The 17,440-nt window shown below is 68.9% G+C and carries 14 protein-coding genes and 1 pseudogene; 9 read left to right on the plus strand and 6 right to left on the minus strand.

The features are described from left to right. The 4 genes and pseudogenes from G5S38_RS04590 to G5S38_RS04605 all read right to left on the minus strand — a co-directional run. A pseudogene (locus G5S38_RS04590) lies at positions 1-540 on the minus strand (hypothetical protein); the annotation flags it as partial. Further along, positions 537-1,418 (minus strand): CDP-alcohol phosphatidyltransferase family protein, encoded by an 882-nt coding sequence (locus G5S38_RS04595; protein ID WP_165065000.1) that lies wholly within the window; start codon positions 1,416-1,418, stop codon positions 537-539. The gene G5S38_RS04595 and the pseudogene G5S38_RS04590, both read right to left, overlap by 4 nt. Further along, on the minus strand, positions 1,411-2,649 hold the full coding sequence (locus tag G5S38_RS04600) for a DUF1972 domain-containing protein (RefSeq protein WP_201276576.1): 1,239 nt from the start codon (positions 2,647-2,649) through the stop codon (positions 1,411-1,413). The genes G5S38_RS04595 and G5S38_RS04600 overlap by 8 nt, the downstream gene beginning before the upstream one ends. 116 nt (positions 2,650-2,765) lie before the next feature. Continuing rightward, positions 2,766-4,298, minus strand: a complete 1,533-nt coding sequence (locus G5S38_RS04605) for a sugar transferase (RefSeq protein WP_165065003.1) — start codon at positions 4,296-4,298, stop codon at positions 2,766-2,768. A 373-nt stretch (positions 4,299-4,671) separates the two neighbouring features. On the opposite strand from G5S38_RS04605, the gene G5S38_RS04610 reads away from it, so the two are divergent. From G5S38_RS04610 to G5S38_RS04625, 4 genes are all read left to right on the plus strand, one after another. After that, entirely contained in the window at positions 4,672-5,289 is a 618-nt protein-coding gene (locus G5S38_RS04610; protein ID WP_235928896.1) for a CDP-alcohol phosphatidyltransferase family protein, read from the plus strand. A gap of 12 nt (positions 5,290-5,301) precedes the next feature. Beyond that, positions 5,302-5,802 (plus strand): FHA domain-containing protein, encoded by a 501-nt coding sequence (locus G5S38_RS04615; RefSeq protein ID WP_165065009.1) that lies wholly within the window; start codon positions 5,302-5,304, stop codon positions 5,800-5,802. Next, a complete protein-coding gene (ftsR, locus tag G5S38_RS04620) occupies positions 5,802-6,500 on the plus strand; it encodes a transcriptional regulator FtsR (protein WP_165065013.1) in 699 nt (232 codons plus the stop codon). Before G5S38_RS04615 ends, ftsR begins: the two co-directional genes overlap by 1 nt. Positions 6,501-6,643: 143 nt before the next feature. Beyond that, positions 6,644-7,192, plus strand: a complete 549-nt coding sequence (locus G5S38_RS04625; protein ID WP_165065018.1) for a MerR family transcriptional regulator — start codon at positions 6,644-6,646, stop codon at positions 7,190-7,192. Positions 7,193-7,326: 134 nt separating this feature from the next. Here G5S38_RS04625 and G5S38_RS04630 read toward each other — a convergent pair whose 3' ends face one another. Continuing rightward, complete coding sequence (locus G5S38_RS04630; protein ID WP_165065021.1) at positions 7,327-8,145, minus strand: ParA family protein; 819 nt, start codon at positions 8,143-8,145, stop codon at positions 7,327-7,329. A 76-nt stretch (positions 8,146-8,221) separates the two neighbouring features. On the opposite strand from G5S38_RS04630, the gene G5S38_RS04635 reads away from it, so the two are divergent. Then, positions 8,222-11,626, plus strand: a complete 3,405-nt coding sequence (locus tag G5S38_RS04635; RefSeq protein ID WP_165065024.1) for a pyruvate carboxylase — start codon at positions 8,222-8,224, stop codon at positions 11,624-11,626. 98 nt (positions 11,627-11,724) lie between these two features. Next, positions 11,725-12,216: a peptide deformylase gene (locus G5S38_RS04640; RefSeq protein WP_165065027.1), complete on the plus strand. Its 492-nt coding sequence runs from the start codon at positions 11,725-11,727 to the stop codon at positions 12,214-12,216. A 28-nt stretch (positions 12,217-12,244) separates the two neighbouring features. Here G5S38_RS04640 and G5S38_RS04645 read toward each other — a convergent pair whose 3' ends face one another. Next, a complete protein-coding gene (locus G5S38_RS04645; RefSeq protein WP_165065030.1) occupies positions 12,245-14,077 on the minus strand; it encodes an AMP-dependent synthetase/ligase in 1,833 nt (610 codons plus the stop codon). Positions 14,078-14,221: 144 nt separating this feature from the next. Between G5S38_RS04645 and G5S38_RS04650 the strand changes: the two genes are divergently transcribed. From G5S38_RS04650 to G5S38_RS04660, 3 genes are all read left to right on the plus strand, one after another. Then, positions 14,222-15,169, plus strand: a complete 948-nt coding sequence (locus G5S38_RS04650; RefSeq protein WP_165065033.1) for an ROK family glucokinase — start codon at positions 14,222-14,224, stop codon at positions 15,167-15,169. Between the two features lie 70 nt (positions 15,170-15,239). Continuing rightward, the gene (locus tag G5S38_RS04655) at positions 15,240-15,929 is read left to right on the plus strand and encodes a lysophospholipid acyltransferase family protein (protein WP_165065036.1); all 690 of its coding nucleotides are present in this window, start codon (positions 15,240-15,242) and stop codon (positions 15,927-15,929) included. 107 nt (positions 15,930-16,036) lie between these two features. Then, positions 16,037-17,413, plus strand: a complete 1,377-nt coding sequence (locus G5S38_RS04660; RefSeq protein ID WP_165065039.1) for a class II 3-deoxy-7-phosphoheptulonate synthase — start codon at positions 16,037-16,039, stop codon at positions 17,411-17,413. Positions 17,414-17,440: the final 27 nt, after the last annotated feature.

Raw genomic sequence — 17,440 nt, forward strand, 5'->3', positions numbered from 1 at the left:
GGGCCCGGCGCTGAGGTGGCGTGCGGCTGCGGTGGGGCGGGTGTCGATGCTCTCGGCGGTCGTTTTGACTGTGGGGGGGGCGACGGGGGGGGCGCCCCCGGCGTGCTCCCCGGGCGCGACCGCCTCTCCCCGGACGGATTCGAGGCGGTCGATGCGCACCTCGGCGCCGTTGCCCAGGGCTGCCGTATCGTCGATGGCCACCGTGGTCGGGGCCGGGCGCTCGCCGGAGCCGTCGCTCACCGCATCGTCGGCGTCGTCGACCGGGGTGGATGCCTCGGCGTCGGGCACCGTCGATGCCCCGGGCTCTTCCTCCGACGGTGCGGGCGACGCGGTCGGCTCGACCGATGCCGTCGCACTCGGCGATGCGCTGCCGGCCGTCGGCTCGGAATCATCGCCGTCGGTGCGGGGAACCCCCAGGGCGATGGCCACGACGACGATCACGATGAGCAGCACGGCGCCGGCGGTCACCCACCACGCGATGCGGGGGCGGTGCGGGTCGACCGGCAGCTCGGTGCCGTCGCCCGGTGTGGTGTCGGTCATCGAACGCCAGCCCCACGCGCGGCGTCGGCGGGCACGCGCAGGGCGGCACCGGTCACGACGTCAGCAGGCACCTCGTCGCGCGGCACGGCATCGAGCGACACCATGTCGCGGAACCACTTGACCGAGGCCAGCGCGAAGTACCCGGCGTTGCCCAGCAGCAGCACGGAGTACGCCGCGAGGAACACGGCGGGGGCGCCGAGCAGCACGAACGCCAGGCACAGGATGCCGTAGTCGGTTGGCAGCACGAGCAGGGAACGCCCGAGGCTCGCGGAGGTACGCGGTCGCACCGTGACGCCCGTGGTCGCCCGGTGCACGGCCTTGAGCTGGTCATTGAGGATCATCGCGAAGAACTGCCCGGTCGCGACGATGGCAAACGCGATCGGCACCAGAAGCCAGCCGTCGGGCAGGTCGAAGAACCGGAACATCGAGATGAGTACCGCGAGGTGCAGGCTGACGATCTTGACCGAGTCGACGACGTGGTCGAGCCACTCCCCGGCGCGGGAGCCGCCACCGCGCAGGCGGGCGACCTGTCCGTCGGCGGAGTCGAAGGCGTAGCCGACGGCGAGGAGCAGCCACACGACGATGCCGGTGACCCAGGTCGGCTCGGCCAGGGCGATGCAGGCGATCCCGGTGAAGGTGAACAGGGCGCTGATGCCGGTCACCATGTTGGGTGTGAGTCCGGCGCGGTACGCGGCGGCCGCGAGCAGTCGGCCGGCCGGCCGGTTCACGAGGATCGAGTACGCCGGGGCGCCGGGGGCGGCTTTCTTCTGCGCGGAGGAGAGCCGGCGCACGGTGTCGGTGTAGCTCTCGGCAGTGGCTCGGGTGTCGTGGACGGCGCGGGCGCCATGCTGTGCCTGGGTGGCTGTCGGGTTATGCAACGTAGCGCTCCCTCTGCGTGCCCGCGGCGGCGAGGTGGCGGTCTGCCGTGGTCGGCTCGCCGGTGCGGGTGGCGGGCACGGTGTGGCCGTGGGCGAGACGGTTCGCAAGCTGCTCGTAGCCGTCGGTCACGGTCTCCCAGTTGTAGACGGCGGCGGCGCGCACGCGCAGTGCTGCCCCGTGGCGGTGGTGCCACTCCGGCTCGGCCTCGGCTTCGTTCACCAGGGCGGTGACGTCGGACGGGCTGGAGAAATAGGCCGCCTCGGAGACGACCTCGCGGTTGAAGTTGACGTCCCAGGCGATCACTGAGGTGCCGGCGCCCATGGCGCGCAGCAGCGACGGGTTCGTGCCGCCCACCGAGTGCCCGTGCAGGTAGGTCAGGGCGTTGGCGTAGAGCTGGTCCAGGAGCTCCTGGTCCCACACGCCGCCGAGCATGCGGATGCGCGGATCCGCCGCGGCGACGGCCGCGATGCGGTCGGTGTATTCGGCGGAGTACGGCGCGGAGCCGACCACGACGAGGGGGAGCTTCGCATCGCTGGCGCTGTATCCGTCGACGATCACGTCGACGTGGTTCTCCGGCTCGAACCGCGCGACGACCAGGTGGTACTGGCCGGCGGTGAGTCCGAGCTCGGCGATGCGGTCGGCGGCGGGGTCGGTGATGATCTTGGTGCCGTAGGTGATGAGGTCGGTGTCGGTCTGGAACTTTTCGGTGTAGTAGTCGGCGATGCCCTGGGCGTCGGCGATGAGGGCGTCCGCCCACTGCACGGCGAGCTGCTCGGCGACCTTGTAGTAGCGGCGGCCGGTCTTGCCCCACTTGCCGCGCTTCCATTCCAACCCGTCGACGTGAACGGCGACCGGGATGCGGAACATGCGCAGCAGCGGCAGGAACGGCGAGTTCGCCGCATTGAACAGGAACACCATGTCGGGGCGCTGGTGGACGACCAGGTGGAGGATCGAGAGGAAGGTGTGGCTGAGCGTCTCGAGGGTCTTCGACCGCACGGCGGGCAGGTGCACGAGCGACATGCCGAGGTGTTCCTTCTTCGGCTGGTCGTCTCCCGTGGTGCGGCAGTACACCATGATCTGGTGCCCGGAGGCGACGAGGCGCTGGCCGATCTCTTCGACGGCGGTCTCGAATCCCCCGTAGGCGGCGGGTACTCCCCGGGTTCCGACCATCGCGATGCGCAAGGGTCGTCCTGCTTTCCTGTTCCAGCTGGGGTGGTCTGCGGTCGGCATGGGGGATACCTTTCGTCGTCGGGTGGACGGGGTGGGGACGGCCCCGGGGGAGGCCTGCGGTGATGGGTTCATGGGGGTGGCGGCGCGGGGAACGCCGCGGGAGGGGGAGGTGGGAATCACCAGGCACCCACTGACTGCCGCAGCACGCGCAGGGTGCGCCAGAGGATGACGAGGTCACCGGTGATCGACCAGTTCTCCACGTAATACAGGTCGAGCCGAACGCTCTCGTCCCAGTCGAGCGTGGAACGCCCGTTGACCTGCCACATTCCGGTAATGCCCGGCTTGATGTAGAGCCGGCGGTGCACGCGGCTCTCGTAGTCGGCGACTTCGCGTCGCAGCGGCGGGCGGGGGCCGACCAGGCTCATGTCGCCTATGAGCACGTTCCACAGCTGAGGTAGCTCGTCGAGCGAGTACCGGCGCAGCACGCGCCCGATCCGCGTGACGCGGGGGTCGTTCTGCATCTTGAACAGCACGCCGGCGCCCTGGTTCTGGTCGAGCAGGCCGGCGAGGTCGTCTTCGGCGGTCGACACCATCGAACGGAACTTCAGTATCGAGAACGCTGCGCCGCCGCGGCCGACGCGTTCCTGCCGGAACAGCACCGGGCCGTCGCTGTCGAGGCGCACCAGCACCGCGATGACGACCATCAGCGGAAGCAGCAGCACCAGCCCGGCGGCCGACCCGACGACGTCGAGGGCGCGCTTGAGCACGTGCTTGCCGCCCTCGTACTGCGGCAGCTCGACATGCATCAGGGGCAGGCCCTCGACGGGACGGAAATGGATGCGGGGGCCGGCCACATTGGTCAGGCGCGAGGCCACGATCAGCTCGGCTGCGGTGCCCTCGAGATCCCAGCCGAGGTCGCGGATGTAGTGGCTGCCGCCCGACGGGTGCCCCGCGACGATGACGGCGTCGACGTTCATGCGCGCAGCCGCCCTGGCGACGTCGGCATGGCTCGACACCACGGGAATCGAGCGGGAGGCGAGGCTGACGGGGGACTGCATGTCACCGTCGATGGCGGCGCCCACGATCTCGTACGCGGAGTTCGGCTGCCGCTCCATCTGGCGGGTGACGAATTCCACGTCGGCGCGCTCGCCGACCACGAGGGTGCGGGAACGGTAGTCGCCGTGCGAGCGACGTCGGTTCAGCCAGTTGCGCCACGACCAGCGCCCGGCGAGCAGGGCCAGCACGCCGAGCGGGAGGGCGAGCACGAAGAAGCCGCGTGCGACGTCGATCTCGAGGATCTGGAACGCGATGGCCAGCAGCCCGAAGGCGACGAAGCTCGCGGCGGCGACCCTGCGGTATTCCGCGACGCCCGCACCCATGAGGCGCTGCTCGCGTGACCGGTACACGGTGAGCGCGACGAGCCACGACGTCATGATCACCGCGGTGATGACCAGGTAGTGGGCGACGATCTCGCCGAACTGCAGCGGTGTGGCGCCCCACCAGAACCGTGCGGCGAAGGCACCCGTCACCGAGAGCACGATGACCGCGGTATCGGTGGCGATGAGCCTGCGCCGGTACGACGACGCCCATTCCGGGAGCGTCGCCGACCCCGGGACCACGCTCAGCGAGGAACCCGCTGAGGGGTCTTCCACGAGGCGCAGCGGCGCGATGGCCGGCCGGTGCCGCGGTGAAGAGATGGGTAATGCCATAGGGGTGCCTGCGATTCGGGGGACAGGTGATTGCGTCCTCGACGGGGAGCTACCTGAAGCGCGAGGCAGGGCACGGGGGAGTGCACTGGCTGGATGGTGATGACTCGCTTCGGGTACGGGTCAAGGTGTTTCGGGGGGAGTTGTTCTGTTCTCGCGACCGGTGGCCATCAGGCTCACGCGTCGGCGGGATTGGGTACGCCCGCTGACTGGTCTGCTCACAAAGTCTATGGAGAGTTCACTTTCTGGACACTCCCCACTTCGGGGGGACGGCCACGACGCAGGCTGGGGAGCAGAAGTCCCGACGAGAAGCGGAATGTCCGCGCCCGGCGCCGGTTTCCGGGGGTCGGGTACGTGCTCTATAGACTCGGGCAGCGTGGAGTCGAACAGGTCGCAGAACGTGAGCAATCGCATCCTCACGGTGCCCAATTGCCTGAGTTTCCTCCGGCTTGCGCTGGTGCCGGTGTTCCTCGGCCTCATCCTGTCGGGCGAAGATGCCCTCGCCCTGCTCGTGCTGGTGGTCTCGAGTGTCACCGATTACCTCGACGGCGTGATCGCCCGTCGGTTCGACCAGATGTCCCGACTGGGCCAGCTGCTCGACCCGGCCGCCGATCGCCTGTTCATCTTCGCGACGCTGTTCGGACTGGCCGCGCGGGAGGTCGTGCCGTGGTGGCTCGTCGCCGCGATCGTCGGGCGCGACGTGGTGCTCCTGGTGCTCGGGGTGGTGCTCGCTAACCACGGGTTCGGGCCACTTCCCGTGCACCACCTCGGCAAGGTCGCCACGTTCTGCCTGTTCTACGCGCTGCCCATCCTGATGATCGGCGAGGCCTTCCCGAACGTCAGCCCGGTGACCGACCCGGTGGGATGGGCGTTCGCGCTGTGGGGCGCATTCCTGTACTGGTGGGCGGGCGCGATCTACCTCGTGCAAACCTCCCGCGTGATCCGCTCATCGCGAGACGACCACGCCGCGTCATCAGATACGCTGGGACCCTAAAGGAGGTTCACGATGGCTGATCTGTCGCACGAGCATGAGGCCGACGCGAACCCGGTGGGTAACGGGGCGGGTGCCCAGTACGAATCGACCGACACCAGTGCGCACTTCACGAGTGAGTTCGCGGCCCAGGTAGCGGCCCTCACCGGTGAGGTCTCCGTCGAAGAGCAGCAGGCCATTGCGGCCCTCCCCTCCGGCTCCGCGCTACTGATCGTGCGCCGCGGCCCGAACAGCGGGGCCCGGTTCCTGCTCGATGCCGACGTCACGACGGTCGGCCGCCACAGCGACGCAGACATCTTCCTCGACGACGTCACCGTGTCTCGTCGGCATACCGAGTTCCACCGCACCGGCACCGCGTTCGAGCTGCGCGACCTCGGGTCGCTGAACGGCACCTACTTCGACGGCATCCGCGTCGACAGCGCCATGCTGAGCGACGGCGCCGAAGTACAGGTCGGCAAGTTCCGTCTCACCTTCTACGCCTCCCGGGCCGACCTCGCGACCCAGGCGTTCGCGTAGTGGCGGCGACTGCGGGCCAGGCGAGAGCGCCCGGCCCCACCACGCTGCTGAGCATCGGGCAGGTCCTCGCCCGCATGACGGTCGACTTTCCCGACCTCACCCCGTCGAAGCTGCGGTTCCTCGAGGAGCGCAAGCTCATCTGCCCGTCGCGCACCGAGTCCGGCTACCGCAAGTTCTCACCGTCCGACCTTGAACGCCTGCGCTTCGTGCTCACCCTCCAGCGGGAGCACTACCTGCCGCTCAAGGTCATCAAGGAATACCTCGACGACTTGGATGCCGGCAGGCAGCCGCAACTGCCGGGTGGCGCGTCGTCCGTGCCATCGATCCTCTCCACCGAGCGGCGGCTGCCCCGCGAAGAACTGATCAAGGAGGCGGGGGCCACCCCACAGCTGCTCAATGACGCGGTCTCCTCGTCGCTGATCGTCGCCTCCGAGTACTACGGGGACGACGCAGTCAACGTGTTGAGGTCGCTCGTCGAACTGCAGAAGTCCGGTATCGAGCCGCGGCACCTGCGCACCTTCCGGGTCGCCGCCGAGCGGGAACTCGGCCTGATCGAGAACGCGCTGATGCCGGTGACCCGCCGCAACGACGCGTCGAGCCGCGCGAAGGCGCTCGAACTCGCCCGCGAGATCGCGGGCCAGCTCGAGATCGTGCGCTCGAGCCTCATCCGGTCCGCCCTCGGACGGCTCGACAATTAGCTCCGCACGGCCTGGGCGCGACACGCCGCAGCCGTTCGAGCGGATGTCATTGCCCCGGCCTCCCGGTCTGGGTAGCGTTGACCTGCTGGTGGGGACGCAGCCGCGGACCGCGAACAACATGCCGAGAGGCAGAGAGCAATCGCATGAGTGAAGTGAGCAGCCGCAGCGAGGATCCTCGCTACGACATGGAACTACTCTTCACCGACGGTCTGCCCGACCTCGATGACGCCTCCGGCTACCGCGGCGCCGTCGCCGCCCGCGCCGCCGGGATCAGCTACCGCCAGCTCGACTACTGGGCCCGCACCGAGCTCGTCGAACCGACCGTGCGCGGAGCAGCCGGCTCCGGATCGCAGCGCCTCTACGGCTTTCGCGACATCCTCGTGCTCAAGCTCGTCAAGCGCCTCCTCGACACCGGCATCTCGCTGCAGCAGATCCGCACCGCGGTCAACCAGCTGCGCGAGGCCGGCGTCAACGACCTCGCACAGACCACGCTGATGAGCGACGGCGCGAGCGTCTACCTGTGCACCTCCGACGACGAGGTCATCGACCTCGTCAGCCGTGGCCAGGGTGTCTTCGGCATCGCCATCGGCAAGGTGCTGCGTGAGGTGGAGTCCACCCTGGTCGACATCGACGCGCAGCTGCCCGACGTGGCCGACGAGCTCGCGGTGCGTCGCTCGAACAAGGCCAGCTGAGCGGCAGCATCCACCGGTCTCTAGCATCCCCGGCCTACAGATGGGCCGTGACAGATGGGCCGTGCTACAGCTGGCCCCAGCGCCGCCTGCTTGTACCACCGCTCGCCTTTCGGCCCGCGGAGCGGGGGCCTGGCCTACTGCGCTGCGGTCGCGGCGGGCTGCGGGTCTTCCATGCGGGCCGCGCGCATCACGCGAAGCAGCAGCTGGTCGAAGTTGCGCGACATCTCCTGCGCGTTGTCACCAGGCCACATGTGCAGGGGCTTCGCCGCCCCCTGGGCCTGCTGCAGCGACGTGCGCTCCGGAAGGTGCGGGCTGAGTACGAGGGGGCCGAACATGTCGCGCAGTTCCTTGATGCGGAACTGGTGCTCGAGCGACTGCACCCGCGCGCGGTTCACGACGATGCCGAGGGGCTGCAGCCGCGGCGAGAGGCCGCGGCGGATCTCCTCGATCGCGCGCAGGGCACGGTCGGCCGCGGCGACGGAGAACAGGCCGGGCTCCGTGACCACGGCGACGCGGTCGCTGGCGGCCCACGCGGTGCGGGTGAGGGCGTTGAGCGACGGCGGGCAGTCGATGAGCACGATGTCGTAGTCGGACTCGACGTGGGCGAGCGCCTCCTCGAGCTTCCAGATGTCCTTGATGCTCGGGTGCGGGCCGTCGAAATTGATGGACGACGGGCTGCCGATGAGCACGTCGACGGTGCCTGGCCGACCCTTCGTCCACCCGCTCGGGGCGATCGCCGACCGCACTATCTTCTCCTTGGGAGAAGCGAGCACGTCGGCGACGTTGAGGTGGCCGGCGATGTCGATATCCATGCCGGTCGAGACATCGGACTGCGGGTCGAGGTCGACCACGAGGGTGCGAAGTCCCTTGGCGAAGGCGGCGGACGCGAGTCCGAGCGTCACCGTGGTCTTTCCCACGCCCCCCTTCAGGGAGCTGACGCTGAGTACATGCACGAGATGAAACGATACCTTCACTAGTCTGAAAGCACCTAAACGTCGACGTTGTGGTCGATCACGATGAAGGAACCTGATGTTCACGAAGATTCTGGTGGCCAACCGCGGCGAGATCGCGATCAGGGCTTTTCGCGCGGCATACGAACTGGGCGCGTCGACGGTGGCGGTGTTCCCGCACGAGGACCGCAATTCACTGCACCGGCTGAAGGCTGACGAGGCATACCAGATCGGCGAGCCGGGGCATCCGGTGCGCGCCTACCTCGATGTGGGCGAGATCATCCGCGTCGCCCTGGAGTGCGGCGCCGATGCCATCTACCCGGGCTACGGGTTCCTCTCCGAGAACCCCGAGCTCGCGGAGGCCGCCGCCGCGAACGGCATCACCTTCATCGGGCCAGGGCAGGACGTGCTCAAGATGGCGGGTAACAAGGTCACCGCCAAGGAGCACGCCATCGCCGCCGGCGTTCCCGTGCTCGCGTCGACGCCGGCCTCCCGCGACCTCGACGAGCTGCTCAGCGCCGCCGACGGGATCGGCTTCCCGCTGTTTGCGAAGGCCGTTGCCGGGGGAGGCGGGCGCGGCATGCGCCTCGTCAAGACCCGCGACGAGCTGCGCGGATCGCTCGAGGAGGCGATGCGCGAGGCCGACAGTGCGTTCGGCGACCCCACGATGTTCCTCGAGCAGGCCGTGGTGCGCCCGCGGCACATCGAGGTGCAGATCCTCGCCGACTCGTCGGGGGAGACGGTCCACCTGTTCGAGCGCGACTGCTCGGTGCAGCGCCGACACCAGAAGGTCGTCGAGATCGCCCCGGCGCCGAACCTCGACGACAACACCCGGCAGGCCATGTACCGCGACGCCATCGCGTTCGCGAAATCGATCGGCTACGTCAACGCCGGCACCGTCGAGTTCCTGCTCGACACCGCGGGGGAGCGCAAGGGACAGCACGTGTTCATCGAGATGAACCCGCGCATCCAGGTGGAGCACACCGTCACCGAAGAGGTGACCGACGTCGACCTCGTGCAGTCGCAGATGCGCATCGCCTACGGGCAGTCGCTGGCCGAGCTCGGGCTGCAGCAGGGTGACATCCGGCTGCGCGGTGCCGCCCTGCAGTGCCGCATCACGACGGAGGACCCGTCGGCGGGGTTCCGCCCCGACACCGGAAAGATCACCACCTACCGGTCGCCCGGTGGTGGCGGCATCCGTCTCGATGGTGGCACCATCAACCCCGGCACCCAGATCAGCCCGCACTTCGACTCGATGCTGGTCAAGATGACCTGCCGCGGCCGCGACTTCGCCGCAGCCATCGGCCGCGCCCGCCGAGGCCTCGCCGAGTTCCGCATCCGCGGCGTCGCGACCAATATCCCGTTCCTGCAGGCCGTGCTCGACGACCCGGAATTCGCCGCGGGCGACCTCAGCACCTCGTTCATCGACGAGCGTCCCAACCTGGTGAAGACCCACCTGTCGAAGGACCGCGGAACCAAGATCCTCAACTGGCTCGCCGACGTCACCGTCAACCAGCCCCACGGCGACGGTGCGGGCGTCATCAGCCCGGCCATCAAGCTGCCCACCCTCGACCTCGACACCCCGGCGCCCGCGGGATCCCGCCAGCGCCTGCTCGAGCTCGGACCGACCGGGTTCGCCGCAGCCCTCCGCGCCCAGACCCCGCTGGCGGTCACCGACACCACCTTCCGCGACGCCCACCAGTCGCTGCTCGCCACCCGCGTGCGCACGCGGGACCTCGTCGAAGCACTGCCGTACGTGGCCAGGATGACGCCAGAGTTGCTGTCGGTCGAGGCCTGGGGCGGCGCCACCTACGACGTCGCGCTGCGCTTCCTCGGCGAAGACCCGTGGGAACGGCTCGCCTCGATGCGGGCGGCGCTGCCCAACGTCGCGATCCAGATGCTGCTTCGCGGCCGCAACACGGTCGGCTACACGCCGTACCCAACCCAGGTCACCGACGCCTTCGTCAAGGAGGCGGCGTCGTCCGGCGTCGACATCTTCCGTATCTTCGATGCGCTCAACGATGTCGAGCAGATGCGCCCCGCCATCGACTCGGTGCTCGAGACCGGCAACGCCGTCGCCGAGGTCGCCCTCTGTTACACCGCCGACCTGCTCGACCCGGCCGAGACGCTCTACACCCTCGACTACTACCTGAGACTCGCCGACGAGATGGTATCGGCCGGGGCCCACATCATCGCGATCAAGGACATGGCCGGGCTGCTCCGCGCGGGCGCCGCCAGCACCCTGGTCAGCGCACTGCGGTCGCGGTTCGACGTTCCCGTGCACGTGCACACCCACGACACCGCGGGCGGCCAGCTCGCCACCCTGCTCGCCGCGAGCCAGGCCGGGGCAGACGCGGTCGATGTCGCGAGCGCCCCGATGGCCGGAACGACCAGCCAGCCCTCCGCCTCCGCCCTCGTGGCCGCCCTCGCCCACACCGACCGCGACACCGGGCTCTCGCTCAAGGCCGTCTCCGACCTCGAACCGTACTGGGAGGCGGTACGCCACGTGTACCGTCCATTCGAGTCCGGGCTCACCGGGCCGACCGGGCGCGTGTACAACCACGAGATCCCGGGAGGCCAGCTCTCCAACCTCCGCCAGCAGGCCATCGCGCTCGGGCTCGCCGACCAGTTCGAGAGAATCGAAGACCTCTACGCCGCCGCCAACCGTATGCTCGGCCGCCCGCCCAAGGTCACCCCGTCATCGAAGGTGGTCGGTGACCTCGCCCTCGCGCTGGCCGCGGCGAACGCCGACCCGGCCGACTTCGAGCAGAACCCCGATAAGTACGACATCCCCGACTCGGTGATCGGCTTCATGGCGGGCGAACTGGGCGACCTGCCCGGCGGATGGCCTGAGCCGTTCCGCAGCAAGGTGCTCGCGGGCCGCACCGTCGCGACCGGGCCCGCCGAGGTCAGCGAGGCCGACACCGCGTCGCTCGTCGGCGGCTCGACTGAACGCCGCGCGACGCTCAACCGCCTGCTGTTCCCCGCCCCGACCAAGCAGTTCGAGCAGGTGCGCGAGATGTTCGGCGACCTCTCCGTCGTCGACACCACCGACTACCTCTACGGGCTCCGCCAGGGCGAGGAGCACACCGTGCAGATCGCCAAGGGCGTGAGCCTGTTCGTCGGGCTGGAGGCGATCGGTGACGCCGACGAGAAGGGCATGCGCACCGTCATGACCACGCTCAACGGGCAGCTGCGCCCGGTGTTCATCCGTGACCGCGGCATCAAGGTCGACACCACCGCATCGGAAAAGGCCGACCACTCGAAGCCCGGCCACGTGGCGGCGCCGTTCTCGGGCGTCGTCACGCTGCAGGTCGCCGAGGGCGCCACCGTTGCAGCGGGGCAGACTGTCGCGTCGATCGAAGCCATGAAGATGGAGGCAGCCATCACCTCCCCGGTGGCGGGTACCGTCGCGCGGCTCGCCATCCAGTCCACCCAGCAGGTAGACGTCGGCGACCTGCTGGTCGAGGTGACGCCGGCCTGACGCGCACCCGGCGTGCCTGAATGATGAAACCTCGCCGGGGTAGGCTGGTCGACGGCCTTTTCGACATCCGACAGGCGCAGGAACGACAGGGGTAGCGCATGACGGAACGAGCGATCCGGTTGTTCGGGGATCCCGTGCTCAAGACGGTGTCCGACCCGATCCGCGAGGCGCACCCCGGCGCCCGCGCCCTTGTCGACGACCTGCTCGACAGTGTGCGCCTTCCCGGCCGCGCCGGCGTCGCCGCGTGCCAGATCGGCGTCAACCTGCGCGCGTTCAGCTACAACATCGACGGCGACGTCGGATACATCATCAACCCGGTGCTCGCCGAGGTGTCGGGCGAGCCGGCCCTCGTCGAAGAGGGCTGCCTCTCCGTTCCCGGGTTCTACTTTCCGCGCAGCCGCTACCCGTACGCCCGCGCCACGGGCGTCGACCTCGACGGTACCCCCGTCGAGATCGGCGGCGAGGGACTGATGGCCCAGGCCATCCAGCACGAGCTGGACCACCTCGACGGCAAGCTCTACATCGACGGGCTCGACCAGCCGACCAAGCGCGAGGCGATGCGCCTCATCCGCGAATCAGACTGGTTCTAGCACCCGTCTGATCCGCGGAGGAGCGTCGCTAGCCGACGATCGTCTGGCCCTGTGTCGTCGGCGCCCCGAGGTACATGCCCTCGATCCTGTCGGCGAAATCGGCCAGGATCACGTTCCGCTTGATACTCAGCTTCGGGGTCAGGTGACCGCTGGCCTCCGTGAGGTCGGTGTTCAGCACCACGAACTTGCGGATCGATTCCGCGCGCGATACCTGCGCGTTCGCGGCATCCACCGCCCTTTGGATCTCTGCGAGCACCTTGGGATTCGTGGATGCCGCGGCGATGCCCTGATCGGGATCCTCTTCGTTGTTCTTCAGCCAGACCGGCAGCATCTCGTCGTCGAGGGTGATGAGCGCCGAGATGAACGGCTTCTGGTCGCCCACCACGATCACCTGGCCGATGATCGGGTTCGCCCTGATCGGGTCCTCCAGCGCCGCCGGGGCGACGTTCTTGCCGCCAGCGGTGACCAGGATCTCCTTCTTGCGACCGGTGATCTCGAGGTAGCCGTTGTCGTCGATGGTGCCGATGTCGCCGGTCTTGAACCACTCGCCGTCGAACTCCTTGGCGGTGGCCTCGGGGTTCTGCCAGTAGCCGCCGAAGATGTTGATGCCCTTCGCCTGGATCTCGCCGTCGTCGGCGATGCGCACCGACACTCCGGGGAGGGGCGGGCCGACCTTGCCGATCACGAAGTTCGAGGGCAGGTTGACCGAGATCGGGGCCGTGGTCTCGGTGAGCCCGTAGCCCTCGAGGATGGTGATGCCGAGGCTGCGGTAGAAGTGCCCGAGGCGCAGGCCGAGCGGGGCGGAGCCCGAGACCGCGTACTTCACGTTGCCGCCCATCGCCGCGCGGATCTTGGCGTAGACCAGCCGGTCGAACAGCGCGTACTTGACCTTGAGGCCGAGGGGCACGGTCCCGGCGTCGACGGCCTTCGAGTGCGCGATCGCGACGTCGGCTGCGGCGCGGAAGATCTTTCCCTTGCCGCCCGCCTCGGCTTTCTGTTCCGACGAGTTGTAGACCTTCTCGAACACCCGCGGCACCGCGAGCAGGAAGGTCGGCTTGTAGGTGGCGAGCGACGGCAGCAGCTGCTTGGTGTCCGGCTGGTGGCCGACCTTCACCCCGCCGTGCACGCAGAGCATCGCGATGAAGCGGGCGAAGATGTGCGCGGTGGTGATGAAGAGCAGGGTGGATGCGCCGGGGCTCACTACCTCCGGCAGGGCCCGCTGCGCGTTACGGCACAGTTCGACGAAGTTGGAGTGGGTGATGATGCAGCCCTTGGGGCGACCCGTCGTGCCGGAGGTGTAGATCAGGGTCGCCATGTCGGAGCCGACGGCGATGTTGCGACGCCGTTCGATCTCCTCGTCGGTGATGCCAGCGACGAGCCCCTTGGCCGCGAGCTTGTCGAGGTCGCCGAGGTCGACCTGCCACGCCTTCGTGACGAGGGGGAGATCGGCGAGCACCTCGTCGAACCGGGCGAAGTGGTCGGCGGTCTCGGTGATCATCGCGGTTGCGCCCGAGTCGCTGAGGTTCCACTGCACCTGGCTGGGCGACGAGGTCTCGTACACCGGAACGAGCAACGCCCCGGCGTACCAGGCGGCGAAGTCGATGAGGGTCCACTCGTAGCGGGTCTTGCACATCAGCCCGATCTTGTCACCGGGCTCGATACCCGCGGCAACGAAGCCCTTGGCGAGCGCGACGACCTGGGAGCGGAACTCGGAGGCGGTGATGTCGCGCCATCCTCCGCCCGCGGTCGGGATGGCGAAGAGCGGGAGGTCGGGCGTCTCCCGCACGCGACCCTCGAGCAGGTCCGTCGCGTTCGCGTCGGGATCCGCATCGACGATGGCGGGTACGTCGTACTGGTGCACGGCAACTCCTTTGGTACCGGGGGCAAGAATGGGCACAGTCTACAGGGGAGAGCGATTCGCCCAGGCGGAGTGCGCACCGGCCGCGAGCCGCGCGAGCCGCGGCATCCATAGACTCATTCGCGGGCACACGACGGGAAGGCCAGCATGCACGCGATCGGCATCGACATCGGCGGCACGAAGATCGCGGGGGCGGTCGTCTCCGACGACGGGCGCATCCTCGCCGACGACCGGGTCGCCACCGATGCCAGGGATTCCGACGCCATCGTCGACGCGGTCGTCGGGATGGTCACCCGCCTCGCCGGATCCCGCGAGATCTCCGCGGTCGGTGTCGCCGCCCCCGGGTTCATCGACGCCGACCAGTCGATCGTCTACTACACCCCGAACATCCCGTGGCGGGAGGAACCGCTGCGCGAGCGGCTCTCCGCGCGCCTGCCGTACGACATCACCATCGACAACGACGCGAACGCGGCGGGGTGGGCGGAGTTCCGGTTCGGCGCCGGCCGCCAGGTGAGCGACATGACCATGCTCACCATCGGTACCGGGGTGGGCGGCGCCATCGTCTCGCGCGACCGGCTGTTCCGAGGCGGCTTCGGTGCCGGGGCAGAGCTCGGGCACCTCAGGGTCGTTCCTGATGGTCTGCCGTGCGGCTGCGGCGCACGCGGCTGTATAGAGCAGTACGGATCCGGCCGAGCGCTGCTGCGGATGGCTGGCGCGATCGCCGACGCCGGCGGCATCGGGCGCGAGCTCGCCATCGCCCGCGAACGCACCGGCACCCTGCGCGGCGACGACGTCGGGGCGCTCATTGCCGCGGGCGACCCCGGGGCGAACCACGCCCTGCGGGAGCTCGGGCACTGGCTCGGGCAGGCGTGCGCATCGCTCAGCGCCGTGCTCGACCCGCAGCTGTTCGTGTTCGGCGGGGGAGTCGCGATCGCCGGCGACCTGCTGCTCGAACCCGTGCGCGAGTCGTTCCTCGCGACGCTGCCCGCGCGCGGCTTCCACCCCGAACCGCGGTTCGTGGTCGCGGAGCTCGGCAACGACGCCGGTGTCGTCGGTGCGGCCGACCTGGCGCGGCTGCATTCCACCTCGCGGTGACGGCCGGCAAACGGCATCCGGTGCCGCCAGCCCCGGGCTATGCTGGCACGGTCTCTCGAAGGGTGCGCAGATGTTCTACTGGTTCATGAAGAACCTGATCGTCGGTCCGATCCTGCGCACCGCGTTCCGGCCGTGGGTCATCGGGCACTCGAACATCCCCAAGACCGGTGGGGTGATCCTCGCCAGCAACCACCTCTCGTTCATCGACTCGGTGTTCCTGCCGCTGATGATCGACCGCCAGATCAGCTTTCTCGCCAAGAGCGACTACTACACCGGAACCGGCATCAAGGGCTGGTTCACCCGCACCTTCCTCAAGGCGGCCGGCATGTTGCCCATCGACCGCTCCGGAGGCAAGGCATCCGAGGCGTCGCTGCTCACCGGGCTCGGCGTGCTCAACCGCGGGGAGGTACTCGGCATCTACCCGGAGGGCACCCGCAGTCCAGACGGCAAGCTCTACCGTGGGCGCACCGGCGTGGCCCGCATGATCCTCGAGGGCGACGTTCCCGTCATCCCCGTCGCGATGATCGACACCGAGGCGGTCATGCCCATCGGCAAACGCCTTCCGCGCGTCAAGCGCATCGGCATCGTGATCGGTGAGCCGCTGGACTTCTCGCGCTTTCACGGTATGGAGGGCGACCGCTTCATCCTGCGGTCGATCACCGACGAGATCATGTACGAACTGAACCGGCTCAGCGGCCAGGAGTACTCCGATGTGTACGCCACCTCGGTCAAGGAGAAGCGCGGCTCGGCCTCACGCTGACCGGTCGGCTGGCCACCGACGCAGAGCCGGTAGTGTTGTCGGGGCCGCTTCGTCGGCCTGAACCGCGCGGATGACTCGCGTCCGCGCCGCAGCGAAGAGGTAATACCGTGGTGGATCCGTCCGAAGATACTGTCGTCCTGCCCGATGCCGCCGTAGTGGCCGGGCTCGACAACTGGCGGAACCTCCCCATCAAGCAGCAGCCCGCCTGGCCAGACAAGGACGCCGTCGGTGCCGCTTCCGCCGAGATCGCGTCGCTGCCTCCGCTGATCTTCGCTGGCGAGGTCGACATCCTCCGCTCGCGGCTCGCCGCCGCGGCATCCGGTGAGGCCTTCGTGCTGCAGGGCGGCGACTGTGCAGAGACCTTCGCCGGTGCGACCGCCGAGCAGATCCGCAACCGGGTCAAGACCCTGCTGCAGATGGCCGTCGTCCTCACCTACGGCGCGTCGACGCCGGTCGTCAAGATGGGCCGCATGGCCGGGCAGTTCGCGAAGCCGCGGTCGAGCGACAACGAGACCCGCGACGGCGTGACGCTCCCCGCCTACCGCGGCGACATCGTCAACGGCTATGACTTCACCCCGGAGTCGCGGGCAGCGGATCCCCGTCGCCTCGTGCAGGGGTACCACACCGCGGCATCCACCCTCAATCTCGTGCGTGCATTCACCCAGGGCGGGTTCGCCGATCTGCGCCAGGTGCACAGCTGGAACAAGGGCTTCGCCCGCAACCCCGCCAACGCCCGCTACGAACTGCTGGCCCGCGACATCGACCGCGCGATCAAGTTCATGGAGGCGGCGGGCGCCGACTTCGACGAGCTCAAGCGCGTCGAGTTCTACACCGCGCACGAGGGCCTGCTGATGGACTACGAGCGGCCGATGACCCGCATCGACTCCCGCAACGGCATGCCCGTCAACACGTCGGCGCACTTCCTGTGGATCGGGGAGCGCACGCGCGACCTCGACGGCGCCCACGTCGACTACTTCTCGCGGGTGCGCAACCCCATCGGGGTCAAGCTCGGGCCCACCACGTCGCCCGACGACATGGAACGGCTGATCGACAAGCTCGACCCCGACCGCGAGCCGGGGCGGCTGACCTTCATCTCCCGCATGGGTGCAGGCAAGGTGCGCGACGCGCTGCCGCCCCTGCTGGAGGCGATCAAGAAGTTCGACGCGACGCCGCTATGGATCTCTGACCCGATGCACGGCAACGGCCTCACCACGCCGTCCGGCTACAAGACGCGCCGTTTCGACGACGTCGTCGACGAGGTCAAGGGCTTCTTCGAGGCGCACCGTGCGGCAGGCACCCACCCCGGCGGCATCCACATCGAGCTCACCGGAGACGACGTCACCGAGTGCCTCGGCGGTTCGGAGCACATCGACGAGGCCACCCTCGCCACCCGCTACGAGTCGCTGTGCGACCCGCGCCTGAACCACATGCAGTCGCTCGAGCTCGCGTTCCTCGTAGCCGAGGAGCTCGGCGCGCAGAAGTAGCGCCGCACCAGCTGCCCGGGGGTGAAA

Source organism: Marisediminicola senii (assembly GCF_011057645.1).
GTDB lineage: Bacteria > Actinomycetota > Actinomycetes > Actinomycetales > Microbacteriaceae > Marisediminicola > Marisediminicola senii.